Source organism: Dyella subtropica (genome assembly GCF_026283965.1).
GTDB classification, from domain to species: Bacteria; Pseudomonadota; Gammaproteobacteria; order Xanthomonadales; family Rhodanobacteraceae; genus Dyella_D; species Dyella_D subtropica.
Window position 1 is genome coordinate 1 of the sequence record NZ_JAPDPD010000006.1, and the last position, 23,309, is coordinate 23,309.

Genomic DNA, 23,309 nt, shown 5'->3' on the forward strand with positions numbered 1-23,309 from the left:
GCCTGCGGCCCGGGCGACGGCGAAGGCAGACTGGCTGTCTGTCGAGGCGGCGCCCGGGCCGCAGGCGAGCTGACACAGCGGCCCCACAGGTTGATTCCAAAGAAGGGGTGATGTCCAGAAGGCTCGCGGTGCGTGCCGCGCGGCTTGGCAAGGCGGCCAGCCTTCTCTGCGCCACGCAACACGCACCGCGAGCCTTCTGGACATCATGCCGCCTGCGTTGAATAGATCAGAGCATCCCTAAAGGCACTATAGAGTTGTATTGGGATAGAAGAACAGGGGGCTGTGCTGATTCGAGAACCCCAATGGATTCAGTGCGCAGATCTCAATGTCCGCTGCGAGTTGGAATCGAACACCCCGCGCATTTTGCCAATAAGGGGACGTTGAGAATTAACTGAAGTGCCACCTATTTTTGACGCGAGACTTTGAAAGAGGATAAGGCTTGGCGCCATTTGTCGTTTGTCGAGGAATCGTGAAGCACTATATGATGCCGACGGCCTTATGCGAATACAGGGGAAAGCATGTCGGCATTGATCAAACGGCTGTTGGTCGCCGTACCGTTGTTACTGTCCGTCACCATGGCTCAGGCCGAAGTATCGCCTGGCGATACGCCACCGGATTTTCTCGGTCAGACCCGCAAGGGCGACGACATCCATATCAGCACTATGCACGGGAAGGTCGTGGTGGTGGCATTCTGGGCATCTTGGTGCGAGTACTGCCAGAAAGAGTTCCCTATCCTGGCAAATATCCAGAAGCTCGTCAGCTCCGCGCAACTACAGGTTGTTGCCGTGGATCAGGACGAGCGCGAGGTTTTTGTCAGGCTAAATCGTGCGCTGGCGAGAACAACGCCCGACGTGATTTACACCTACGACCCCGGGGCGGTTGGCAAGGCATACGGTGCAAAGACCATTCCGCGCACGATGCTGATCGATCGTGATGGCAAGGTGGCGTATGTCCATGTTGGCTACGACGACGACATTGTTAACGACCTCGCCCAAGAGATAACCACCTTGTTGGCCAAGCCCGCCGGGCAAGCCGCACAGCCATCGTCGTGATGGAGCGGCATGCTTCTGCTCCCTCTCCTCTCTGGGGAGAGGGTTGGGGTGAGGGGCGGGTGCTCGCGACAACCTCTCATTGTCGTCACCCCGGCGCAGGCCGGGGTCCAGTGGCGTATCGCTTCGATGTTCGCGTTGTCGCGACCTGGCTCGCCTGCCGCGGGCTTTCGAACCGCTGCCGCGGTCCGAGTCACTTTTCTCTGTTTGGCCAGAGAAAAGTAACCAAAAGAGAGGCCACCCCGGTTCCGCGCCCTCCGGCTTCGCCTGCGGGTCCGTGAGGGCTGGCCGGGCCTGCTCTTAGATGACATGGGGACACGACGTCCCTGTCGTGTCGAAAAGGAACCGCCATCCATGGCGGTCCCCCTGCGGGGCCTGATCGTCCAGCCCTCACCGCTCCACAGGGGCCCCGAAGATCAAGAGCAAAACCATGGCTCGCTTGGAGGTAGTTGCATTCTGCTGGGTCGAAAGAGCAGCTCCTTGCCGACGCGAGATGTGCACAAGAGACAGGTTGCGACGAGGCGCGATCATGACGATCCTCGCCACCAAGCCCACAAGCTGCGCGCAAGGTATTGCCGCGACTCTCCATCCGCGCCCATGGGCCGTACCGGTTACGCCTGCTTCTGTGTATAGCCACCCAGCTGGCGCACCTCGCACTCCACCGTCCATTCAGTGCCGTGAGCGGCCAGAAAGCGCTGCATCCACTCCAATGCTTCTTCCCGCGACGTCGTCTCCAGCATGAAAAAGCCGCCAACCACTTCCTTGGTCTCGGAAAACGGGCCGTCAATCACTTTGGTCTTGCCGTTGTTGAGGTGAATCCGCGCACCTTCCGAAGTCGGCCGAAGCCCGTCGGTCTCCACCAGCACGCCAGCCTTCTTCATTTCGCCGATCAGCTTGTGCATCTCTGAGAGCAGCCGCTCGTCCGGCACCTTGCCGGAGTTCTCGTCAATCTTGATCAGTACTAGGTAGCGCATGGGGTCTCCTCAGTGATCGCCGATAAGAGTCAGGGGGCTGATAGTTCGGCCTGGGTCTGGCTTTCATTGAGAGCAACGAACGAGGGGCAGCTGGATCGACAGCACGTGGCAGATGTATTGACGGGAGCCTTATGCCACCTGCGGAATCATTGAGGGCGAAAGTGACTAAGTTTCCATCAGGGCTATGGCAAGCTCGTGGTCGTTGGATGGTCAGTGGAACGGTCTTAGCTACACCACCTTCGCTCTCATATCAATTGGCTGATCAGTCCATGCCTTCCAGTATTCGCCATACACGATGGTAGACGACTCCCGTGCGTTGTCCCAACGCGTCAGTCCAAGTTGCTGGGACAGACGCTCTCAGCGTCTTGCGAACATAGGCAACCGAGTGGTTTTCAGGATCGTGCAAGTGTTTGGATAGCGGGCCTGCGGCAAGGCGCGGTACGCCGAGTAAGCGAAGGGTTATCGCAGCATCGGTAGACACGCCATAGAAAGCACGCGACGCCAAATTGTTTAAATCTTGGCGTTCCTCGTCCTTTAGTTCTCCGCCAGTAATGGATAGAAGAGCTCCAAGTCCCCAGGCCGCGGTTTGAGTTAGCTTTCCAAAAAGATTTTGCCCACAAACCGTGAGGGCAGTTATCTCATCACGCTTGTCGTTCTTGAAATGACACTCGGCGATTTCAGGCAGCGTCTTCCCGTTCACCCAGTCCTTGAGGATGAGCGCTAATTTTTGGCCATCTGTGGTGTTCTTTCCGGTGACTTCGGAAAGGTTGTCCCTCAACTCTGGCACTTTCAAAAGAACTCCCATCATTTTTTGGAGATCATTCGATTGGTAGCCAAATAGAGCGTTGGCATTCCAGGATTGACTGCTAATGCCTTGTTCGTTCGCCGCGACCATGGCGGATTTTATGCTCTGTAAGGAGAATCCGGTGCTATCCACGAGCTTGAGTGGCTGATTGGGCCGTGTGAAGTAGTTGGAATAGGAACGTATCCCTTCCAAAAGGCGATTCGCTCGCATCGGATCAGATGACCTGAGCTTCCCAAATCCGAAGGTGCCGCGCAATACGCGCTCAACGTCATCAGCAAACGCTTCCGGCTTACCCATCTGCTGATAGGTGTGAGTTAAATACTGAAGAAAAGCGGACCACTCCGGCTTGTGATAAACGATAGCCCCTAAGTCGCCAATTAAGTCACCCGCCTCACTCACTAGGCGAACTAAAGAGGAGTTAAGGTCGCCAGTCTGTTTGTTTATGAATGTCTTTAATGCCCGTGCACGCTCATCGTTTGCCGCAGCAAGAGCGATTACACCTAGACTCCCCTGGTCCACGCGTCCAGCCCTTCCGGCTACATTCCAAAAATCTGCAGCCGGCATTTCCACGGGGCCGGCACCTCTCTGGAAGTAAGTGTTTGCAGCCATCACCACCCCAGATACCGGAAAATTAACTCCTTGGGCGATGGTCGTTGTAGCAACAAGGAAGCTCAATTCCTCATTCTCAAAGAGCCACTCCATGAGCGCCCTAGTGTCGTCCGACAGTCCAGCATGGTGGACGCCAATGCGGTAGGAGAGGAGATCGATGAGGGGGAATTCATCTCCCATTTCGAGCTTGAGGAAGTCCTGCACAAGCTGGATTCTTTCAGAGGGGCCTGCTTTGTGTGCGACCTTCTCCTTAATTTTCTCAGCCAATGACCAGACAAAGTCCGGCCGTGAGTGCATAACAATCACTGGGCCGCGCTCAGCCAGTTTCCTAGCTGTCGCCGCCGCAACTTCCGCAGTATTCGACATCTCAGAGAAGGTCCCCCCGCAATGAGTGGCGTCTGCCAAGACGACTGTGTCATCAATGGCCAAAGTGGCACGAGTTGTATGTACAGTCTCCATTACAAGATGGCAGCTGTTACTCCTTCTGCTGAGGGCCTCCCCTTTCTCCGGTTTCACCACTCCAATGACGCGATCATTGGGCTGCCAATCCATGGATAGACTGATGTCGTCGGAATTGGCGTCACCTAACCATCGAGCAACTTCGCGCGCGTTATTTATGAATGGAGTAAGGAGAAGGAACTGTGCGTTCTGACATTCGGCGTTGATTGTCGCCAATAGTAGCTCGAGTTTGAGACCGCGCGCTCCTTCTTCGATATTGTGCGCCTCGTCAACGACGACCAGCGTAAGGGGGCGCCCAATCTTCTTCTCCCACCCTTGGCGAAGCATTAAATCAAGTTTCTCAGGTGTTGTTACGAGCACCCTAAATTCATCGTCGCTTCTATCATTTAGCAACTGGGCTTCAACACCATCAATCTCAAGCGCGGGACTTACTTGTTCAACTGCGACTCCAAGCGGTTCAAAGTCCCGACGCAGCCGGCGAGCGACCTGCCGCACAAGTGTCCGAGTCGGCGCTAGATAAGCTACCCAGCCCTTCTGATCGTCGTACTGATTCAGCGCTTGCAGAATTCGAAACTGCGCGATTAGCGTCTTGCCGCTTGACGTGGGAAGGCTTACTACAACGGCACGACGACTTGAGCCAAGAAGCCCCTGTTCTGCTAGTGCTCTGCGTTGCGGTGGTAAAACGTCAAAAATGGCTTGGTTTCCGCGACCGCGGTTCACTAAACTTTGAACGAATTTCGTTACGCGTGAGTTGACGGCGCGCGTCACGGTCCAAATGGCATTCTCTGCCAGCTGCCGGGCTGCGGCGGCAAGGAGTCGAGCCAACGGCTCAAGTGACGCGTTGTGTGTGAGAGCGCAAGCTGCAATCGCTCGATCGAAATGCATATCGAGGAGGCTGTTGATTTGGAAATGTCCCTCAACCGCACCGTCAGTAATGTAGAGCGCGAGTATTTCTGCAGCTTTGGCCAGGTGATACAGGGTTACTAGTTCAAGCGCCGCACCCTTGGATTGGGATGCATCAAGATCAGAAAGATACTCTGCTTCAAATGCATTTTGGGATGCGCGAAGGCGCGCGACGCCATCAAGGACGGCGTCGCGATCAGGCCAGCCTTGCTTACGGATGAGCCTCAACCATACGTCAATGATTGTGCTAAGGGTCCTCTCATGCCATTGCTCAGACTCCAGGCGTAATGGGGGCCATCCTTCCTCTCGAAGATGACGAGCTGCATCAGCACCCAAGTCACCCAAGACAGCTAGAGCACTCGCTCTCAAGCGAAGTTCTGCATTCTGCAGAGCGTCAGGTTTGGGTGAAAGCGCTTGATACAGGCGATAGGCATCGGCAGCGCAGGTCCGTGTGGTGCGGAGTTGTTCCTCCCCCTTTGCCGTTCCCGCTAGCAAGAGATCCATGACTGCAGTTTCGAGAGCCTGTGCTGCACTCTCGATAAGAAGTTCATTTGTGTCTTGTCGATCTAGTGCCAGTTCTCCGAGGATCTTGACGCGCGCAGCTTCACGCAGCGCTTCAGCGCGCGTGAGGCCAAGAGCTTCGATCATCCAATGGCTCATGATGAGCCACCCTGCTTGACGAGATCAGGGAGGCTTTGGACAGTACATGGAAGATAGAGGGCTATCAGATCGCAAGCTGTAGGTGAAGCAATAGTCCTGCCGAGCTTTGTGGCGCGCTTTTTGAGGTCGAGTTCGTTCGGTTGAGTGTCTCTCACAAGCACTCCGAACAATGCAATCGCTTTGTTGCCTGATTCTAGAAGGTGTCGGATGGCTGCATCGAAATCCGTCTGCACAGCCGTTTGGTGGCAACGGGCTTGAAGCCATCGAACGAGCGTATACAAAAGTGAGAGATTGGCAATCAGCGCTTCAAGTTGTTGAGTCATCCCTTTGCGGCCGTTCATGACATTTGGCGGCGTGGATGTGTCAGACGAGCTCTTTACCTCACCTAGGGCTAGGCAGGTCCTGTTATCAACCGTCACGAAACCGATCAAATCGGCTCCAGGTAGGCTGGCCTTAGGCGTTCGCTTATCGCGGTCCATGTTCCAAGGCCATACGACACCATGTTGGTTAGTGAGCCAAGCCTCCGCGAGCGCCTCGCCAACCGCCCAGTCGCGCTCTTCGGGGCTTTCAGCTCCCAAGATTCTGCCTAGGCTCTCAATGGCAAACCCGGTGGATGCTAAACCAGTCAGATGGGTCGCGAAGCTAGTTTTGCCGGTTTCATCGTTGAGGCGAGCAGATACCTCGCCAGCCAAGAAGGAGCTGAACGCATCCCCGGCAGAAAGGCTAATTCCAGTCCAGCGGGCGCATCCGCTCGCACTGTTATAGGCAATGGTGTGCAATTTGTACGCTCACAGTCCTAGTAAGCCCGGTTTGCCCAGCAGGAACTTGCTGGCCCCCAAATCATCGCGACGGACATATTAGCGTGTAGCCTCCCTGGCGCCAAAACCCTGGGCATCCTGCTTTAGAGGGCATATGGCAATGGGATCGCAATCTCTGGCTTACAGAGGCTTCGAATTGCCGAAACTGGCCGGTGATCTGCTCGGGCTGCGGCTGGCCTATCTGGGTCAAGTAAGGCGAACGTCAGGTGTGTTGACGTCCCCGCTGTATGGCTCCTGTTAGAGGTAGAGGGCAAGAGTGAGCGTTCTTGGAGTGGCTAAGCCTGCCGCATCCTCAGCGCCTTGCTTCCTCCACGTGAGCCCGCAAGGCACTCACAAAAACTTTGACCTTGAGCGCACGCCGAGTCGGAGCAGGGAAGACCGCATAGATGCCTCCCTGCTCAGTGAACGCGTTGAATGTCCCCTACTGGCCAATACACACCTGCTGCCCCGGACGTCCAAGACCTGTCCGCGGACAGCGACTCACCTGCTACGGTGTCGCGCAACCCATTGGGCCAGCTCAATTCAACGGCCATCCCCAACTGGCACACGCTTTGCACTCTCTAACCCCAGCGCCTTCACTGGAGAGTACCTATGCGTCCTGGATTGCTATCGCTCATCGCTGCGTTTGGTCTGTGTGTCAGTGCGTCATGCCTGCGAGCTGAAGAGCCGCCATCGCCAAGCAGCCGGGCCGAGGCCGTGAAGATCATCGCCGACATGCGACGCATCGTGACTCCCGATGGCGTGGAGCGGCACGAGAAGGTTCGCATTGGCGGGATCGATCAGTGGGTCAGCATTCGTGGCAACGACAGGCGGAATCCCATCCTTCTCATGGTGCACGGCGGGCCGGGTTGGGTGTCGATGCCGACGAGTTGGTACTTCCAGCGAGGCTGGGAGGAATACTTCACGGTGGTGCAGTGGGATCAACGCGGCGCTGGGAGTACGTATGCGGCCAACGACCCCGCAGCCGTTGCACCGACGATCACGCCGGAGCGCATGGTCGCCGACACCGAAGAGATGGTTGGCTGGCTGAGGAAGGAGTTCGGCAAGGAGAAGATCTTCGTGCTTGGCCATTCATGGGGTTCGTATCTTGGGCTCGAAGTGGCCCGGCGGCACCCCAACTGGTTGTACGCCTATATCGGCATCGGCCAGATGACCAACATGCCGGAAAGTGAGCGCCAAGGCTGGCAATTCGCGATGGAAGAGGCGCGCAAGGCGGGCAATGCGGAAGCGATAAAGGAGCTGGAGTCCATTGCTCCCTATGCCAAGGGAACGACGCCTGTTCCACTCACCAGTTTGATGATTCAGAGAAAGTGGCTCAATCAGTACGGCGGGATGGTGTACCGCAGGACGGGTGGCCAGGCCGAGAGCGCTGCCATGGCGCTATCGCCGGAATACACCGATCGCGATGTCGCTCTGATTGGCGAGGCCAGCGGCTATTCGCTCGACAAACTGCTCAGTCATGCGCTCACGCTGAATCTCAGTGATAGCGTCAAGCGTCTTGATTGTCCTCTGATCCTGTTCCTGGGCAGGCACGATCACAACGTTTCATCCAGCCTCGGCGAGGCCTGGTTCCAGAAGGTTCAAGCGCCCTCGAAGCGGCTGGTCTGGTTCGAGAACTCGGCGCACGAGGTGATGAATGAGGAGCCTGGCAAGACGTTGATCTCGTTGGTGCAGTACGTGCGCCCGCTTGCCAACGAAAGCCTCGACGAAGCGAAGGCTCGAGGTGTTTTGAAAGCCGGCTCACCGTGACCGCTTAACTTCCACCGTCCCGATGTCCCTGATAGATATCGCGAATTGTGTCTTTGTCCTTGTGCGGACGGAAACCCCGTTCTGCACCGGTAGGGCCGCTTGGCGTCAAAGGCAAGGCCGACTAGGATGCATTTCGTGACTATGGATTCCAGGGGGCGCCATTGACTGACCAGCACTTTTACGAGTCTGCCGAGAAAGAAGTCCTTATGGGGCATATTGATCAGGTGCTATGGTCCAAAGTCGAAAGCGATTTGCCTCGCGCCGACAAAACCGCGCACCAAGCGAAATACATTCAGCTGCGCGCGGAGAAGCTCAGAGATAGTTATTTTCGTGCGGAAAACCTGAGAGGCCGTCAAAAGACGTCGCGGCGAACGGCGTTCGTACAAACATCGGTCGACACGGCGCGCGCTAAATGGCCACTCGGCAAAGGGTTGCTCGTCTTATTATATGCTTTGAATTTCATTGCCATGTTGGCTCTTGCCATCTATGTCCACAACTTGCGTGATGATTCGTCTCTAAGGACGTTGGCCGTTGGCATACCTGGGGTTGTAATTTTGATTGCGATTTCCCACTACGTCAGTCGCGCACTTGGCTGGTCTGGACGTAACTACATCGGTAGATCCAGCGACATCGACTCATTTTGATGCGCGTGCGTGATTGGATTTCTTACGTCAAAACAGCACTGGCCTCAAGGCGCGGCCGCGTAGCGGGACTCGCGCTGGTATGGGCATCGGCCAGATGACCAACATGCCGGAAAGCGAGCGCCAAAGTTGACGAATCGCGATGGAAGAGGCGCGCAAGGCGGGAAATGCGGAAGCGATAAAGGAGCTTGATTCCATTGCTCCCTACGCCAAGGGAGCGACGCCATGGCGCTCTCGCCGGAATACACCGATCGCGATGTCGCACTGATTGGCGAAGCAAGCGGCTATTCGCTCGACAAGCTGCTCAGTCATGCGCTCACGCTGGATCTCAGTAACAGTGTCAAGCGCCTCGATTGTCCTCTGACCCTGTTCCTGGGCAGGCACGATCACAACGTTTCATCCAGCCTCGGCGAGGCCTGGTTCCAGAAGGTTCAAGCGCCCTCGAAGCGGCTGGTCTGGTTCGAGAACTCGGCGCACGAGGTGATGAATGAGGAGCCTGGCAAGACGTTGATCTCGTTGGTGCAGTACGTGCGCCCGCTTGCCAACGAAAGCCTCAACGAAGCGAAGGCTCAGGATGTTGGCTCACCTTGATAGCGGACTTTATCGAGCGCATCGGCGATAGGGAGTTCGTTTGTCAGAAGGGCAGCGGCCCTGCGCGATCCTGGCTTTGAGAGCGCTACGTCACCGGCACAGCACTCATTGATCCGTTCGCTTCGATCGTTTCCGATCATGCGAACGGCAGCTGAGAACCGGCGTTAATCAAGTATCAGAATAGAACATCGTCCATTCCGACGACCCTGTGTAGCTTGCAACCATCCCTGTAAAGGTCTTCATATTCAATGAAAGTTGTTCTTACCCTGATTGGCGGCCCGACCGCCTTGATCGAAGTTGCGGGCACGAGGCTCTTGACCGATCCAACCTTCGACGAGCCGCAGGCCTATGATGCGGGGACTATCACCTTGGTCAAGCAGACGGGGCCGGCAACGGATCCGGCGTCGCTGCTGCCCATCGACGCCGTGCTGCTCAGCCATGATCACCATTGGGACAATCTCGATCGTTCGGGGCGAGCCTTTCTCGCGCAAGCACCACGCGTGCTGACAACGCCTGCGGGTGCGACCCGGCTTGGCGGCAGCACCGAGGGGCTGAAGACATGGGAAAGCGTCGTGGTTCACGGGCCTGAAAAGAACAGCGTGCGTGTGACGGCGACGCCTGCGCGACATGGTCCCGTGGGCATCGAGCCCGTCAGCGGCGATGTCGTGGGTTTTGTGGTGACGCCTGAGAATTCCAGCGGCAGCATCTACGTGTCGGGCGACACCGTTTGGTACGAGGGCGTCGCTGCGATCAAGGACAAGTTCGACATCCGGCTGGCGATCCTCTTCACGGGGGCGGCGCAACCGCGAGGCACGTTCCACATGACCATGGGCAGCAACGACGCTATCGAGTTTGCGCACGCGTTCCCGCAAGCCCATATCGTCGCCATTCACAACGAAGGCTGGGAACATTTCATGGAGAGCCAGAGCGAACTCGCCCGATCGTTCGCAACGGTGGGTCTTGCAAGCCGGCTGACGAGTCTTGAGCGAGGCGTTCCGGTCGCGTTCGAGGTCTGATGCAGGTGAACGGTCCTGGCAGTTCAGGGCCACGAGGCCGCGTCGCATAAGGGCGGCACCGATCGTTGCCGCTAACGATGGTCTTCCGGCAAAGGAAGACCATCTTCTGCTCTAGGGTCCGCCCCGGTAGGTAGGGGCGGATGTAGCTAAGCCATTCAAAGCCGTTCCGCTCATCGAGCGATCAGCAGAAGTTGCCTGCGCTTCACTGTCGCCACCCTCCGCTGCCTTCCCGCGCGCTCAGCGCCTCGTGCTCTCCACATGAGCCCGCAAGGCATCCACAAAAACTTTGACCTTCAGCGCCCGCTGCGTCGACGCGGGGAACACCGCATAAATGCCTCCCTCGGGCAGCTTCCATTGCGGTAGCACGCGAATCAGCCGGCCAGCATCGACGTCCTGGCTTACGGCGAAATCGGTCAGCACGCCAAAGCCGGCCCCGGCCAGCACGACCTGCTTCATCGCGACCACCGAGTCGGCGGTAAACACCGGGCTGAAGTAGACCTCCTCGGCTTCGCCCTGTGGTCCAACGAACGTCCGGTGGAGTGGTTTATTGAGTACCGAGAACGCCGCCATCGGTCGTCCCGACAGGTCCTGCGGGGACTGCGGCACGCCACCTGCGCGCAATAGACTCGGGCTGGCGACCAGCCACAGGGAAAAACTGCCCAGTTTCACGGCTTGATGGCTGGAGTCGGCCAGCCAGCCAAGACGGATGCCTACGTCGAGACGTTCGGCGACCAGATCCAGCACGCGATCCGCGGTGATGAGTTCGATGTGTAGCGATGGGTGTACCTGGGCCAGTGCGGCGGCGACCGGTGCGACGACGGTCGCGGCATAGTCCATCGGCGCGGTGACGCGCAGAGTGCCGGTGACTTCGCCGACATGGGAGCGAGCGGATTCAATCGCCGCTTCGGCTTGCTCGACAATGGCGCGGCTCGCCTCGTAGAAAGCTCTGCCGGCCTCAGTCAGGTTCAGGCTGCGAGTGGTGCGCACCATCAAGGTGGCGCGAAGTTCGGTCTCGAGCTTTTGGATATGCGTGGTGACCAGTGCCTTGGCCACACCGAGCCGTCGCGCGGCGCCAGCCAACGTCCCCGATTCAACCACGGCGACGAACACCTCCAGCCGGTTGAGGTTGATACCGCTGACTTCGCTCATTTCGTCGTTCGCTTTGGGGGAGTGGGTTAGTTGGCGGCGGGCATCTTACGGGCAATGGGCATGCTCACCAGCATGCCCGCTGCTGGATGCGAATGAACTCTGCTCATGAAAGTCGTATGAGGCGGCGCTTTGTTCGCTCGTGATGAATACTGCATTCATCGACGAATGTCTTATAGGCGTCGAGGTGCGCGCTTCCTGGAGATCATGCCGCTCGCGTGGATGGATCAGAGGGTACCTGGATTGAATAGCATGGCAATGAATGGTGACAGGTCCAATCACACCAAAATTGACGGGTCCATTCACGCCGAAATCGAAAAATAGTGGAGAACATCAACGATGCGATGCCGCTAAGCGTCAATCAGGGGTTTGTCCGGCATCTCAAGCGTCCAGTACGTCCGTCAAGTGACTTACCGTAGAGACGTACGCCTGTCGACATTGATGCTGCTCAGCCCTTGGCGTACTCGTCGTGGCGACGCCACCAGACGCCGGTCTCGTTGCGCCCAAGAGGTGCGCGATCGAGCCACTGATACATGCCCCATATGCCATCCACGCCGCGCGCGTAGGCGGAATAGGTATGGTAGACGACGCCGTCCTTGAGCACGAACGCACTCAAGCCCGGCCTGTCGCGCGTGTACGTAAACGCATCGGTTCCGCATGAGGCCGCGAACTGGGCGACAGGCTCCGGGACCGACGTGGCGTCCATCGAGTGGCCGTCGCGCCGGTAGTTGTATTCGATGCTCCCCTCGCGTTGCTGCTGCTCGGTGAAGGTGACGTCGAAGTCAAAGTTGAAATCGGTGTCGGTCGAGGACGCCCAGGGGAACGTCCATCCCATCCGCTGCTTGTACGCCTGCAGCTTCGCCAGCGACGCCCGCGACACCGCCGAAAATGCGACGTCGTGGTTCTGCAGGTGAGTGACGATGCCATTGAAGCCATCCGCGATCGCTGAGCAGGACGGACACCCTGCCTTGTAGTCGGGCCCGAACATGAAGTGATAGACAAGCAGCTGCGAGCGGCCTCCGAAGAGGTCAACCAGCGAAACGCTTCCCTGCTCGGTCTCGAATCGATACGCCTTGTCGAGCCGAACCCATGGCAGCTGCTGTCGCTGCCGCGCCAGCTCGTCGCTGCGCCGCGTGAGTTCTTTTTCGGCCTCCAGCAACTCGAGTCGCGCTTTCAGCCACTCTTCGCGTGTTGCGGTCTTGTAGTCAGTCATGGTTGCTCTCCTTTGCATGACCCGCATGTAAGAACTCAGGCCGCGACCGGTTCATTGCGCGCGTAATCGGCCAGTTGGTCGCGCAAGGCGGCCTGGAACGCTGGCCGCGCCTCGCAGCGTTTGACGTAGGTGTCGAGCCGGGGAAATCCGGCCACCAGATCCGTATGCTGAACAAACCTCAGCACGGTGGTCATCAGAATGTCGGCGGCTGTGAAGCGACCCAGCAGATAGTCACGACTGTCGAGCCAATCGGACAGCGCGGCCAATCGAAGCTTCACCTCGTCAATGACGCCTGGACGCCGAAGCTCTACCCATGCTTCTTCATGCTGTTGCAGATCCATCACGGAAAGCGTCCAAATCGGCGGCTCGACGGTATTGAGTGCAGCAAACATCCAGGCGAGCGTTTCAGTGCGCCGATCGGAAGGCATGAGCGCCTCGCAATGTTCGGCGATGGCATAGACGATCGCGCCCGATTCGATCAAGGTGCCGTCGCCGGATTCGAACGCCGGCACCATGCCAAAAGGATGTATGTGCCGATAGGTATCGGATTGCCGTTCTTCGGTGCCGATCAACCGGCTTTCATAGGCTAGCCCCGCTTCTTCGAGTGCCCAACGCACGCGTAGATCACGCACCAGACCCTGCGCAAAAGGCGGCACCCAGCGAAAACCCCACACGGTGATCTTGTTCATATCGTTTCCCTCTTCACGTCTTGTCGGCACCGGTTGTCTCCGGCGTACGGTTGGTGGTCGTGAGATAGACTGCAACCGGGGGATCGAGGGGTGGGAGTGACAAGTGTGGCGCGATTGAAATGAGCTCGCTCCGATGGACTCGCTGATCACAGCCGCGGCTCGCGCACTCGCTGCGGGCGATCCTCTCGGCGCACTGAACCGGGTCGCGCTGCGTAACGACGCGCCCGCGCTCGCGCTTCGAGGCATTGCGATGGCTCAGCTCGGCGATCTCGTTCGGGCGAAGGCGCTCCTGCGCAGTGCGGCGCGCGCCTTCGGTCCGAAAGAGGCCGTGGCGCGAGCGAGGTGTGTCGTCGCCGAGGCCGAGATCGCACTCGTCTCACGCGACCTGGGCTGGCCTGCGAAGGCGCTCGACGCAGCGCGGGCGACGCTCGAAGCGCATGGCGATCGGGTGAACGCCGCGCATGCACGGTATCTCGAAGTCCGGCGCCTACTTCTGATCGGGCGCCTCGACGAAGCCGAGCGTACGCTCGCCCAGCTCGACCCCGAACCCTTTCCGCCCGCGTCGAGGGCCGCCCACGAGCTGGTCGTCGCAGGAATAGCGATGCGGCGCCTACGGGCGAAGGCAGCGCGCGCTGCGCTTGCTCGGGCCGAGCGCGCCGCGCAGCACGCAGCTATCCCTGCGCTGATGGCCGAGGTAGAAAACGCATCCCTCGTTCTGAACACGCCCGCGGCACGCCTGATAACACGTGGCGAAGAGCGACTCCTCTTGCTCGAGGAAGTTGAAGCGCTACTGGCGTCGAAGGCGCTTGTCGTAGACGCGTGCCGTCATGTTGTGTGTGACGCACGCACAGTGATCTCGCTCGCAAGGCGTCCGGTGTTGTTCGAACTCGCACGCGCGCTGGGCGAAGCGTGGCCCGGTGACGTGTCGAGAGACACGCTCGTCGCATTGGCCTTCCGAGCGAAGCGCGCCGATGAATCGCATCGCGCGCGGTTGCGGGTCGAAATAGGGCGGCTTCGCATCATGCTTCAGCCGTTCGCTGAAGTGAGCGCGACGAAGCGAGGTTTTGCGCTGGCGCCGCGCGGCGCACGCGAGGTCGTTGTGCTGGCGCGGCCCGTCGAAGAGAAGCATGCGGCCGTGCTCGCCTTTCTCGCTGATGGCGAGTCGTGGTCGAGCTCGGCCCTGGCGCTGGCGCTTGGTGCCAGTCAGCGCACCGTGCAGCGGACACTCGACGTGCTTGCGGCCGCAGGCAAGGTGCAGTCGTTGGGTCGCGGGCGAGCGCGTCGTTGGATGACCCCGCCCGTACCGGGATTCACGACGACCTTGTTACTCCCTATGCCACTGACGTAATGACTAGGATGGACGCATGAAGAAATCAGCCGCCGAAATCGTCCGTGAATATGGCCCCTTTCCGGGTGTCGACAGCGTGGGTGGGGTCACCTATGACGGTCAGCAAGTCTGGTTTGCCGGCGGAGGCAAGTTGAACGCCTTCGATCCAGCAAGCGGGAAGACGTTGCGCTCGATCGATGTCGCCGCGCATGCCGGAACGGCCTTCGACGGCCAGCACCTGTTTCAGCTCGCCGAGGATCGCATCCAGAAGATCGATCCGAACACCGGCCGCGTGCTCGCCGCGATCCCGGCGCCCGGTGGTGGTGGTGACTCGGGGCTCGCGTGGGCCGAAGGGTCGCTATGGGTCGGGGAGTATCGGGGAAGGAAGATCCACCAGGTCGATCCCCAGACAGGGACGATTCTCCGCACTATCGAATCCAACCGCTTCGTTACCGGCGTCACCTGGGTCGACGGAGAACTCTGGCACGCCACCTGGGAAGGCGACGAGAGCGAGTTGAGGCACATCGATCCGCAAACGGGAGAGGTCCTGGAGAAGCTCGAGATGCCGCTTGGCGTCGGCGTGTCGGGGCTCGAGTCCAATGGCGACGATCAGTTCTTCTGCGGAGGCGGAAACAGCGGCAAGGTGAGAGCTGTTCGCCGGCCCAGGTGAAGCTCTGCGGCCGGCAGCGGCCCGAGCCATCGATCCCAAGATCAAATCCGGGAGCGCCCCAAACTCACCATGCCGTTTAGCGCCGTGTCGCCAGGACGCCGTCCAGCGCCAGTTGCGTCTTGAAGCCCGCTTTCTCCAGACGTTTCGCCACTTCGCGCGGGACGTCGCGGTCGCTGGTGAGCTTGTTGGGGCTGCCGGTGTAGTGGAACAGGCGTCCGCCGCGGCGGAGCACGCGCGCGAGTTGATCGTAGAACACCTGCGAATAAAGCTCGCCAGCGATGCCGAAGCGCGGCGGGTCGTGCAGCAGCGCGTCCACCGATGCGTCGGCGAACTGCGCGATCGCCTGTGACACGTCGGCATGGGTGAGTTGCAGGCGTCCGCCGTTGGCGGGCGCGTCGGGATCCGGTGACCAAGGGTTGAGTGTGCGCAACCACAACACGTCGGGGTTCTTCTCGAACGAGTGGATGCGCGCCACACCAGCCTCCAGGCAGCAGGCCGCGAAATAGCCAAGGCCGCCGCAGGTATCGAGCAGCACCTTGCCGCGCGGCTCGACCAGTGCCACCTTTCGGCGCGCATCCTCAAACGGTGATTCCTTCGACGTAGGCAGCATCTTGATGCCGTCGATCTCGAAGGTGGGCGCGCCCCACTCGGTGGGCACCAGCTTGATCAGCGAACCGGAAAAGCGCGACACCGGCGCGAACTCGTCGCCGTCCCAGTAATAGATCGTGCGGTCTTTCAGCTTGTGCGGATACGGGTAGCGCTGACCCTTCCATTGCCAAGCGTCCGTCTGCAGCGGCGCGCTGCCGTTTGAGCGGCCCAGATCCAGCGACCCGATCCATTCACCCGCACTCGCATCGCGAGCGGCCAGCAGTGTCTCGGCGATGGGGCGCGTAAGCAGGGGGCCGGAATAATGCGACACGACGGGAGTCTCCTGGAGTAACGGCGAAAAACGAAGGTGAGATGGCCCAGGTTGGGCGGACACTATGGGCACCTCGAAAGCTTCTTCGCTCGTCATTCCGGCGCAGGCCGGAATCCAGTAGAAGTGCCGTGCGTAGCACTCAAAACAGTTTTTGTGTACTTCGCACGGCTTATTAAAGCTGGATTCCGGCTTTCACCGGAATGACGGCTCAAAACGAGGGATACCTCAGCACCCGGGGCAGGTTTGTGCGAGCCGGATGACTTGGGTGGCGAATGGGTGCCCCCCGACTCACATCATCCGTTCCGGATCCTTGATGTAAGTCCCCGAGAACTCCACCCGGATCCCGATGATGTCCGCTTTCAGCTTTCCGATGTCCACGGTGTCGGCGTCGCCCGTGGCCACCTTCGGTATCGAGAGGATCCAGTCGGCGTAGAGCGTGGGTTCGCTGTAGGACGTGCGGAACGCCTCGGCGATGGCCGCGCGCACGCGCACCGCGTCGCCCGGCTGGTCGGCGGGCGTGCCGGCGAGGTCGTAACGGAAGGTGAGGTCCAACGGCGCGCCATGGAAATGGAAGGCCTTGGATTCGCGGCCCACCAGTCGCCGGTCGTCGTACGCCCCTCCGGTCCGCACGGTGAACTCGACCACCCCGCGGCTGGGCCGCTTGCCCGGCGCCCATTCCACCCAGACGTGGATCTCCGTTACGCGTACGCGGCTGGTCAGGCCCCAGCTCGACATTGGGCTGTTCGCGGGGCTTAGCTGCAGGCCGATACGCTGGCCGTCAAGCAGCGCTTCGCGCAGCGCGGCCGGCACCGCGTACGCTGCGCGGCGATATTCCTGCGGCGCTGGCTTGAAGCTTTCCAGCGCGCGCGCCTGCATCTGCTTGAGGTCGGCGACGGCCTTGAGGTCGCCGGCCAGATCGGCGATGCCGCGATAGTCGTCGCGGGCGACGACGGTGTCGTCCAGCGCCCAGTAGCGCCACGCGGCGTCGAACTGGCGCAGCGCAACCATCAGCGAGCGCTGCATCGTGCGGTAGTTGCCCCACAGCATCACCATGGCCTGAGTCGACAGGACCTGCTGCTGCTTCAATCCGGCGATCTCGCGCGCGACGGCGTCGTGCTGCCGCGTGGCGATCTCTATTTGCAGCCGGTTGCGCGCAAGCTCCTGAATCAGCGGCGGCAGGGCGGCTTGCGCGGTGGTCAGGGCGCGGCCGTAGATCACCAGGATCTTGAGTTCCTTCAGGTACTCCTCCGCGCCGCCCACGCCTTCCTTGATGGCGGGGGCGAGCTGCGTCTCCACTTCGACCCACAACTGATCCCAATAGGCAGCGGCCGAAGGCGCGCCCTTCGCGTCGTCCGACAGGGCCTCGCGGCTGATGGCGGAGAGGTCACTGGCGAACCGGCCCGCATCGGCGATCTTGTCGGCGGCCGCCACGATGGCCAGGCACATCTTCACGATCTTCTCGATGGCCTGGCCGACCTTGACCAGCTTCTTCATGATCTCGGCCAGCTTGGCCGCGGTGCTCGCCACATCCGCCGCCGCCTTGGCCGCACCGGCGGCGCCGCTGGCATTGCCTGCGAACATCGAGCCCACGCCGGACACGAAGGTGAACACCGCGCCGACGATCGCCCACGCCGCCTCGGCTTTCTTAGCGGCCTCCCACGCCGCCAGGCCGTCCTTGAACGCGGCTTCGGCACGGCGGACGTTCTTGCTCTGAGGCTCGATCGCGTCCTGTGCGCGCTTGACGTTGGCCGTCGCCAGGCGGAGGTTCTCGGCCAGCTGTGCGGCGACCAATTTTTGGAACGCGCCGGCATCGTCCTTCTCGCCCAGCACCCGCCGCGCCGCCTGCTTGCGCGCTTCCAGCTCGAAGGTTCGGTCGGCCAAGCGCGCGTAGCTGCCGGCGTAGGCCTGGAGGGTCGGCACATGTTCCCGCGCCAGGTCGCCAAAGAAGGACGCGCTCAGGTACGGCACCTGATCAGGATGCAGACGCACGGGCTGCAGCAACTCATGCAGGTTCGCGCAGGCCAGCGCCAGCGGCTGCCATTCGATCCGGTTCGGCAGCAAGGCCAGCATCTGCTGCAGGCGCCCGCACAGCTCGAGAGCGAGTTCGCCCTTGCCCTGCGCGCCCAGTTCCTGCGCAGCCAGCAGCATCCGTTCCAGCAGTGGCTGGCAGGCGGCCATCGGCATCAGGGAGAAGTCCATCGGCAGCGTCGTGAACGGCAGCAGCTTTACTTCGTAGAGGCCCTCGTGTTGGAAATCCGAGAAGACCACCTGGGGCGTCAGTGGATCGGCGAGGTTGTCCGTCAGGCTAACCGTATGGGTGGTGCCGCCCTTATCCATCCAGTCCATCAGTCGCGTCAGTTGCCCCTTGCAACTGGCGGACGTCATCGTCCGCACATAGGCGCCGAGCAGGGTGAGGCTGCGTGACCGGTAGTGCAGCGTCGTGTTGGTCTCCAGCCGCCTGGCGACGACCACCACGCAATCGATCCATTGGCATTCGATGGGGCTGGCCGTCTCGTGCCGGGCGTCCACGGTGTCGGCGAACACCAGCAACCGATAATGGCTGTAGCTCGCTATCGCTGCTTCGTCCGCGCGGCGAATCACGTCCGCCAGGTTCACGTGCATCCCGGTCACGACCTGCCACCACTCACCTGGCCGGACCACGCGCTCGAGCGGCCCGGTCGGGCCGGCCTGGTCGATGATCGCGTCCCAGTCGGGACCGGCGGCTTGGAGCGTGTTGGAAGTCGCTGCCGATGTGTCCGGCGAGGTCGTGAAAATAGTTGCCATGCTTACCGCCCCCTGATTGGTCCTTCGCGAGATATCGGTGTTACGGCAGCGGATGCCAGGCCGGAGTGCATTCCGGAATGGAGGCCGCAAGCTGGGCGAGTATAGGCGGCTGCCGGCGTGCGGCCAGCTAGCTGCGCTGCTGTGTCGTTGGCCCATGACGTGGTCTTTCATCAGCCAACTGCACAAGCGTTTCAGCATTGAGGACTGATTGGGCTCACACTTTTGACGAGCCTGCTCTTGCCGAGTCCGCATACGTGGTACAGCACAGCAAGCAATACGAGCCAGAGCGGACCGACCAGCAAGGCGACGCGCGTGTCCGGGAAATACGCCATCAATCCGATAACCAGCAACAGAAACGCCAGTGCCAGCCATGAGGCATAGGGATAAAACGGCATGCGGAAGACCAGCCGCTGACCTTCGGCCTCGCTCAGGCATCGCCGAAATTTCATCTGCGTGATCAGTATCACGGCCCAGGTCCAGATGGCACCGAAGGTCGCGATCGAAGTCACCCAGACAAAAACTTTCGCCGGTACCAGATAGTTGAGCAGCACGCCGAACAACAACGTGACGATGGATACCTGAATCGCCCGATGCGGTATACCGCCTCGCGAAGTCGCCGCGAACATGCGCGGCGCCTGGCCTTGTTGAGCAAGGTTGTAGAGCATGCGGCCGGTGCTGTAGATGCCGCCATTGCACGATGACAGCGCGGCGGTGAGCACCACGAAGTTGATGATGCCCGCGGCCGATTTGATGCCCAGACGCTCGAATGTCATCACAAAGGGGCTGCCGTGCGTGCCAAGTTCGTTCCAGGGATAAATCGACAGGATCACGAATAGCGCGCCGACATAGAAAATCAGAATGCGCCAAAACACCGAGTTGATCGCGTCGGGAATCGACTTGTTCGGATTGTCCGCCTCGCCGGCGGTGAGGCCGATCATCTTTACGCCGAGATAAGCGAACATCACCATCTGCAACGCCATCAACATGCCTTGGGCGCCATTAGGCAAGAAACCGCCGTGCGTCCACAGATGGCTGATGCCCGTCGCCACCCCGTGATTGCCCAGGCCGAACACGATCATGGCGCTGCCACCCACGATCATCAGCACAATGGTCACTACCTTGATCATGGCGAACCAGAACTCGAACTCGCCGTAGGCTTTGACGGTGGCCAAATTGACCGCGCCCATCGCCGCTAGCGCCGCCAGCGCCCAGATCCACTGCGGCACATCCGGAAACCAGATGCCCATATAGATGCCGACCGCGGTGATTTCCGCTACGCAGGTCACCAGCCACATGAACCAGTAGTTCCAACCGGTCAGGTAACCAGGCAGCGGACCGAGGTAATCCTGCGCATAGCGGCTGAAGGAGCCGGCTACCGGGTTATGCACGGCCATTTCGCCGAGCGCGCGCATGATGATGAAGATCGCCAGGCCGCCCATGATGTAAGAAAGAAGAATCGCCGGCCCAGCGAGCTTGATCGCGTTGGCCGAGCCCAGGAACAGGCCCACGCCGATGGCCGAACCCAAAGCCATGAGGCGAATGTGGCGTTCTTGCAGGCCGCGCTTCAATTCTTGTTCGTTCGTGTGCATGGTTGTCCCGATACGAATGGCGTAGTTGGTTTGTTCGTGAGTGCCCAGGGATGCTCTGATCTATTCAACGCAGGCGTCACCGCTGTGTCGGCTCGCCTGCGTTGAATAGATCAGAGCATCCCTAGCCATGGGTTCGGCCCACCGGACCACAGGGGGCCTTATGCGGAAAGGCTCAAGCTGCCGGTTAAACCAGCTGGATCAGAGCATCCCTAGTGTATTCGAGCTGAGCCGAGCGATGGGCCGCAGGCTTGGCTACACCATGGCACTTGATACCTCGCCCCTTGAGCCATCGCACATCGGCCGCGATGTCATGGGTCATCAAGGCCGTCACGTTGGTTTCAGTTCTGAACACGGCTTTTGGGATAGGTGTGCGGGAGGCGGCGACATGAGTTCTAAGCGTGGTTGAGCGCTGCCAGCCATACTCAGTCATCATCCGTTTTCGCTCGGCCAGGACGCTCAGGTGGTCTTGCCGCAGCAGGTCGCTCCAAGGCGTTCCCAGTCGTTGGTTCAACCGCCCCCGTCCCGTTATCCGCGTCTTCCGGCAATTGCGCGGGATCGTAATGATTGTGGGGATTCCATAGCATCCAGCCGTCGGTGCCTTCGGCTTCGGCGGCATCGACCTGGAGGCGAATTTCTTCCGCGCCGAAGACACGATGATCGAACGCATAGTCGGGAAATGCCTGCAGCCAGGGCCTGAATCGTGTGCTTGGCAACCCGCTACGCGCCACAGCATTCGCCAGGGAGCGTCGGACAATGTCGCCGGGTGTAGCGGTCGGATGAGGGTAGTCCGGTATGCCCCAGGTAAAGCCTGACGGGTAGAGCATCGGTGACAGATAGTCGACGGACGTACTGATTAGCTCCAGCTGCTGTCCGATCGCTGTGTCATTTGTGTTCCAGCAGACATAGCCAAAAATATCCGCCGCGACGAAAACGTTGTACGGGGCGAGGCGAGATTGCGCAGCCCGCAGAAACCCGTCGATCGCCTGCGTACGGCTGGCTTCCGTACTGGGGTGCATGAAACGCAGCCCTTGTGCGTCAGGAAAGCGGACATAGTCGAACTGGATTTCGTCGAAGCCCAATTGGGCTGCTTCCTCGGCAAGGGCGATATTGTGGTTCTGCGCATCACTGGAGAACGGATCGATCCATTGCAGGTGCTCACGGTCTCGCCAGAGCGAACCGTTCGTGGTGTGCACGGCCCATTGAGGATGGGCACTGGCGAGTGGATCGTCTTTGAAGACGACGATGCGGCCGATCAAGTAGAAGCCCCGGCGATGCAGGTTCGATAGCAGTTCGGCGAAATCGGTTAAATGCGGCGCTTTCACGGCGTGCCCGGTAGCGCCATCGCTGTCGCGCGCCTTGCTCTGGTAGGGAGTGACGCCACGATCCCCCTTTACGTCGATCACCAGCGCGTTGATGCCGTTAGTCACCTGAAGTTGCACAGCGGCCTCACGAAGCGCAGCGTTCGTTATGCCAAATGCAGAGAGGTAAACCGCCTTGGGCCGAAATGGCGTCAACTCCAGATGCAGTTGCGCATCACCGTTCGGCGCCACATCGACTTTGCTGCGCAGATAGCCCGGAGCACGGGCAGAAACGCTATCAACGGAACCGCTGTAAACGAATGCGCCACCCGCATCAACCGGCAGCACCTGTCCGTTGATGGTGACGATCGCTCCGGGCACGGGGCGTTGGGTAAGTTCGTCGATGACAACGCCGCGGACTTCATGCGATTCCTCTGCACGCACCCAAGCGCTCATGGTCGCTGCCCATGCCACCGCGCAGATCGCTAAGCGCCAGGCTGCCGTCATGGTAGAGGACCGCCAGACGCCTGATTCCGAGGCTGCGGTTCGCCAAGGCGACGCGCCAGTCGGTCGGGCGTATCTTCGTCAAGGATGAGATAGCGCGGCAGCGCCAACATCGCATCATCGCGGCGCACCGCGCGTGCAACCAGGGTGAAGCCCGCACGGTAGTTGGCCTGCGCAGCGAGTGCCGTCAATTCGTCGTCGTAGATACCAAATGGCCAGGCCAGCATGTCCACCGGTTCGCCCAGCTCTTGCTCGATCCGCTCGCGTGAACGAGTCAATTGCGCCAACACGAACCGCCGAAACTCAGTTGGGGCCAGACGCCGACGTTCGGTCTTGAAATTCGGATGCCACCACGTATGCGACTGCACGTCGAACAGCCCGGTATGGCGCAGCGCACGCAGCTGATCCCAGGTCAGGGCATAGGAGGCATTCGAAATGGCCGAGGGGTAGATGAATAGCGTGACGGGTATGTTCTCGCGCTTTGCGATCGGCAGCAGGATCTCGTGCACAGAGCGATGGCCGTCGTCGGCCGTCAGCACAACAGTCTTGGGTGGCAAGGTGGCAGAGGGATCGCTGCGCCAGCGTATGACGTCGCGCAGTGGCGTGAATTGGAAACCATGATCGCGCAGGAATTTGAGTTGCGCTTCGAAACGCTCGGTGCGCACCGTCATGGAGTCAACCGGCGTGGCTGCGAACCGGTGATAGACAAGAATGACAACCTTAGGGCTCGCCGTCTGAACGGGTTGCGCAGCCCCGAGATTTAAGAGGGTATACGCGAGGCAAAGAAATATCCCGGCGATCAAATCAGGTAATCGCCTGCCCAGACGCCATGAAGATGAGGTTGGCATGGACGAAAGGACTATTCGTGGTTGTTGAAATCCACCGTTCTGTATCGG

At 60.1% G+C, this 23,309-nt stretch carries 18 protein-coding genes; 7 read left to right on the top strand and 11 right to left on the bottom strand.

Annotation, left to right across the window (positions count from 1 at the left end):
* Nucleotides 1-518: 518 nt before the first annotated feature.
* Nucleotides 519-1,052, top strand: coding sequence for a TlpA family protein disulfide reductase (locus tag OUZ45_RS06340; protein WP_266169098.1), 534 nt, complete (start codon nucleotides 519-521; stop codon nucleotides 1,050-1,052).
* Nucleotides 1,053-1,660: 608 nt separating this feature from the next.
* On the opposite strand, the gene OUZ45_RS06345 is transcribed toward OUZ45_RS06340, so the two are convergent.
* From OUZ45_RS06345 to OUZ45_RS06355, 3 genes are all read right to left on the bottom strand, one after another.
* A complete protein-coding gene (locus tag OUZ45_RS06345) occupies nucleotides 1,661-2,023 on the bottom strand; it encodes a YciI family protein (protein WP_266169099.1) in 363 nt (120 codons plus the stop codon).
* A gap of 262 nt (nucleotides 2,024-2,285) precedes the next feature.
* Nucleotides 2,286-5,459, bottom strand: coding sequence for a DEAD/DEAH box helicase (locus OUZ45_RS06350; RefSeq protein WP_266169100.1), 3,174 nt, complete (start codon nucleotides 5,457-5,459; stop codon nucleotides 2,286-2,288).
* Complete coding sequence (locus OUZ45_RS06355) at nucleotides 5,456-6,238, bottom strand: hypothetical protein (protein WP_266169101.1); 783 nt, start codon at nucleotides 6,236-6,238, stop codon at nucleotides 5,456-5,458. Before OUZ45_RS06355 ends, OUZ45_RS06350 begins: the two co-directional genes overlap by 4 nt.
* 630 nt (nucleotides 6,239-6,868) lie before the next feature.
* On the opposite strand from OUZ45_RS06355, the gene OUZ45_RS06360 reads away from it, so the two are divergent.
* The 4 genes from OUZ45_RS06360 (at nucleotide 6,869) to OUZ45_RS06375 (ending at nucleotide 10,274) form a co-directional block, all read left to right on the top strand.
* The gene (locus OUZ45_RS06360) at nucleotides 6,869-8,026 is read left to right on the top strand and encodes an alpha/beta fold hydrolase (protein WP_266169102.1); all 1,158 of its coding nucleotides are present in this window, start codon (nucleotides 6,869-6,871) and stop codon (nucleotides 8,024-8,026) included.
* A 161-nt stretch (nucleotides 8,027-8,187) separates the two neighbouring features.
* Entirely contained in the window at nucleotides 8,188-8,670 is a 483-nt protein-coding gene (locus OUZ45_RS06365; RefSeq protein WP_266169103.1) for a hypothetical protein, read from the top strand.
* Between the two features lie 222 nt (nucleotides 8,671-8,892).
* A complete protein-coding gene (locus OUZ45_RS06370) occupies nucleotides 8,893-9,258 on the top strand; it encodes an alpha/beta fold hydrolase (protein ID WP_266169104.1) in 366 nt (121 codons plus the stop codon).
* Between the two features lie 248 nt (nucleotides 9,259-9,506).
* Nucleotides 9,507-10,274 (top strand): MBL fold metallo-hydrolase, encoded by a 768-nt coding sequence (locus OUZ45_RS06375; RefSeq protein ID WP_266169105.1) that lies wholly within the window; start codon nucleotides 9,507-9,509, stop codon nucleotides 10,272-10,274.
* A gap of 237 nt (nucleotides 10,275-10,511) precedes the next feature.
* Here OUZ45_RS06375 and OUZ45_RS06380 read toward each other — a convergent pair whose 3' ends face one another.
* The 3 genes from OUZ45_RS06380 to OUZ45_RS06390 form a co-directional block, all read right to left on the bottom strand.
* Entirely contained in the window at nucleotides 10,512-11,423 is a 912-nt protein-coding gene (locus OUZ45_RS06380) for a LysR family transcriptional regulator (RefSeq protein WP_266169106.1), read from the bottom strand.
* Nucleotides 11,424-11,868: 445 nt separating this feature from the next.
* On the bottom strand, nucleotides 11,869-12,633 hold the full coding sequence (locus OUZ45_RS06385; RefSeq protein ID WP_266169107.1) for a DUF899 domain-containing protein: 765 nt from the start codon (nucleotides 12,631-12,633) through the stop codon (nucleotides 11,869-11,871).
* Between the two features lie 35 nt (nucleotides 12,634-12,668).
* A complete protein-coding gene (locus OUZ45_RS06390) occupies nucleotides 12,669-13,322 on the bottom strand; it encodes a glutathione S-transferase family protein (protein ID WP_266169108.1) in 654 nt (217 codons plus the stop codon).
* 133 nt (nucleotides 13,323-13,455) lie between these two features.
* Between OUZ45_RS06390 and OUZ45_RS06395 the strand changes: the two genes are divergently transcribed.
* A complete protein-coding gene (locus OUZ45_RS06395) occupies nucleotides 13,456-14,670 on the top strand; it encodes a helix-turn-helix domain-containing protein (protein ID WP_266169109.1) in 1,215 nt (404 codons plus the stop codon).
* A 16-nt stretch (nucleotides 14,671-14,686) separates the two neighbouring features.
* Complete coding sequence (locus OUZ45_RS06400) at nucleotides 14,687-15,319, top strand: Vgb family protein (protein WP_266169110.1); 633 nt, start codon at nucleotides 14,687-14,689, stop codon at nucleotides 15,317-15,319.
* Nucleotides 15,320-15,395: 76 nt separating this feature from the next.
* Here OUZ45_RS06400 and OUZ45_RS06405 read toward each other — a convergent pair whose 3' ends face one another.
* The 5 genes from OUZ45_RS06405 to OUZ45_RS06425 form a co-directional block, all read right to left on the bottom strand.
* Nucleotides 15,396-16,238, bottom strand: coding sequence for a class I SAM-dependent methyltransferase (locus tag OUZ45_RS06405; protein ID WP_266169111.1), 843 nt, complete (start codon nucleotides 16,236-16,238; stop codon nucleotides 15,396-15,398).
* 288 nt (nucleotides 16,239-16,526) lie between these two features.
* Nucleotides 16,527-19,022 carry a hypothetical protein gene (locus tag OUZ45_RS06410; RefSeq protein WP_266169112.1) on the bottom strand — a complete coding sequence of 832 codons (2,496 nt, stop codon included), beginning with the start codon at nucleotides 19,020-19,022 and terminating at the stop codon, nucleotides 16,527-16,529.
* Nucleotides 19,023-19,213: 191 nt separating this feature from the next.
* Nucleotides 19,214-20,611, bottom strand: coding sequence for an amino acid permease (locus tag OUZ45_RS06415; protein WP_266169113.1), 1,398 nt, complete (start codon nucleotides 20,609-20,611; stop codon nucleotides 19,214-19,216).
* A gap of 422 nt (nucleotides 20,612-21,033) precedes the next feature.
* Nucleotides 21,034-22,416, bottom strand: a complete 1,383-nt coding sequence (locus OUZ45_RS06420) for a putative glycoside hydrolase (RefSeq protein ID WP_266169114.1) — start codon at nucleotides 22,414-22,416, stop codon at nucleotides 21,034-21,036.
* The gene (locus tag OUZ45_RS06425) at nucleotides 22,413-23,261 is read right to left on the bottom strand and encodes a polysaccharide deacetylase family protein (RefSeq protein ID WP_266169115.1); all 849 of its coding nucleotides are present in this window, start codon (nucleotides 23,259-23,261) and stop codon (nucleotides 22,413-22,415) included. The genes OUZ45_RS06420 and OUZ45_RS06425 overlap by 4 nt, the downstream gene beginning before the upstream one ends.
* Between the last annotated feature and the right edge of the window lie 48 nt (nucleotides 23,262-23,309).

Excerpts from the sequence above, each read along its gene's own strand:
- OUZ45_RS06340 (WP_266169098.1), top strand. The coding sequence starts at position 519 with ATGTCGGCATTGATCAAACGGCTGTTGGTCGCCGTACCGTTGTTACTG.
- OUZ45_RS06345 (WP_266169099.1), bottom strand. The coding sequence starts at position 2,023 with ATGCGCTACCTAGTACTGATCAAGATTGACGAGAACTCCGGCAAGGTG.
- OUZ45_RS06350 (WP_266169100.1), bottom strand. The coding sequence starts at position 5,459 with ATGAGCCATTGGATGATCGAAGCTCTTGGCCTCACGCGCGCTGAAGCG.
- OUZ45_RS06360 (WP_266169102.1), top strand. The coding sequence starts at position 6,869 with ATGCGTCCTGGATTGCTATCGCTCATCGCTGCGTTTGGTCTGTGTGTC.
- OUZ45_RS06370 (WP_266169104.1), top strand. The coding sequence starts at position 8,893 with ATGGCGCTCTCGCCGGAATACACCGATCGCGATGTCGCACTGATTGGC.
- OUZ45_RS06375 (WP_266169105.1), top strand. The coding sequence starts at position 9,507 with ATGAAAGTTGTTCTTACCCTGATTGGCGGCCCGACCGCCTTGATCGAA.
- OUZ45_RS06380 (WP_266169106.1), bottom strand. The coding sequence starts at position 11,423 with ATGAGCGAAGTCAGCGGTATCAACCTCAACCGGCTGGAGGTGTTCGTC.
- OUZ45_RS06385 (WP_266169107.1), bottom strand. The coding sequence starts at position 12,633 with ATGACTGACTACAAGACCGCAACACGCGAAGAGTGGCTGAAAGCGCGA.
- OUZ45_RS06390 (WP_266169108.1), bottom strand. The coding sequence starts at position 13,322 with ATGAACAAGATCACCGTGTGGGGTTTTCGCTGGGTGCCGCCTTTTGCG.
- OUZ45_RS06395 (WP_266169109.1), top strand. The coding sequence starts at position 13,456 with ATGGACTCGCTGATCACAGCCGCGGCTCGCGCACTCGCTGCGGGCGAT.
- OUZ45_RS06400 (WP_266169110.1), top strand. The coding sequence starts at position 14,687 with ATGAAGAAATCAGCCGCCGAAATCGTCCGTGAATATGGCCCCTTTCCG.
- OUZ45_RS06410 (WP_266169112.1), bottom strand. The coding sequence starts at position 19,022 with ATGGCAACTATTTTCACGACCTCGCCGGACACATCGGCAGCGACTTCC.
- OUZ45_RS06415 (WP_266169113.1), bottom strand. The coding sequence starts at position 20,611 with ATGCACACGAACGAACAAGAATTGAAGCGCGGCCTGCAAGAACGCCAC.
- OUZ45_RS06420 (WP_266169114.1), bottom strand. The coding sequence starts at position 22,416 with ATGACGGCAGCCTGGCGCTTAGCGATCTGCGCGGTGGCATGGGCAGCG.
- OUZ45_RS06425 (WP_266169115.1), bottom strand. The coding sequence starts at position 23,261 with ATGCCAACCTCATCTTCATGGCGTCTGGGCAGGCGATTACCTGATTTG.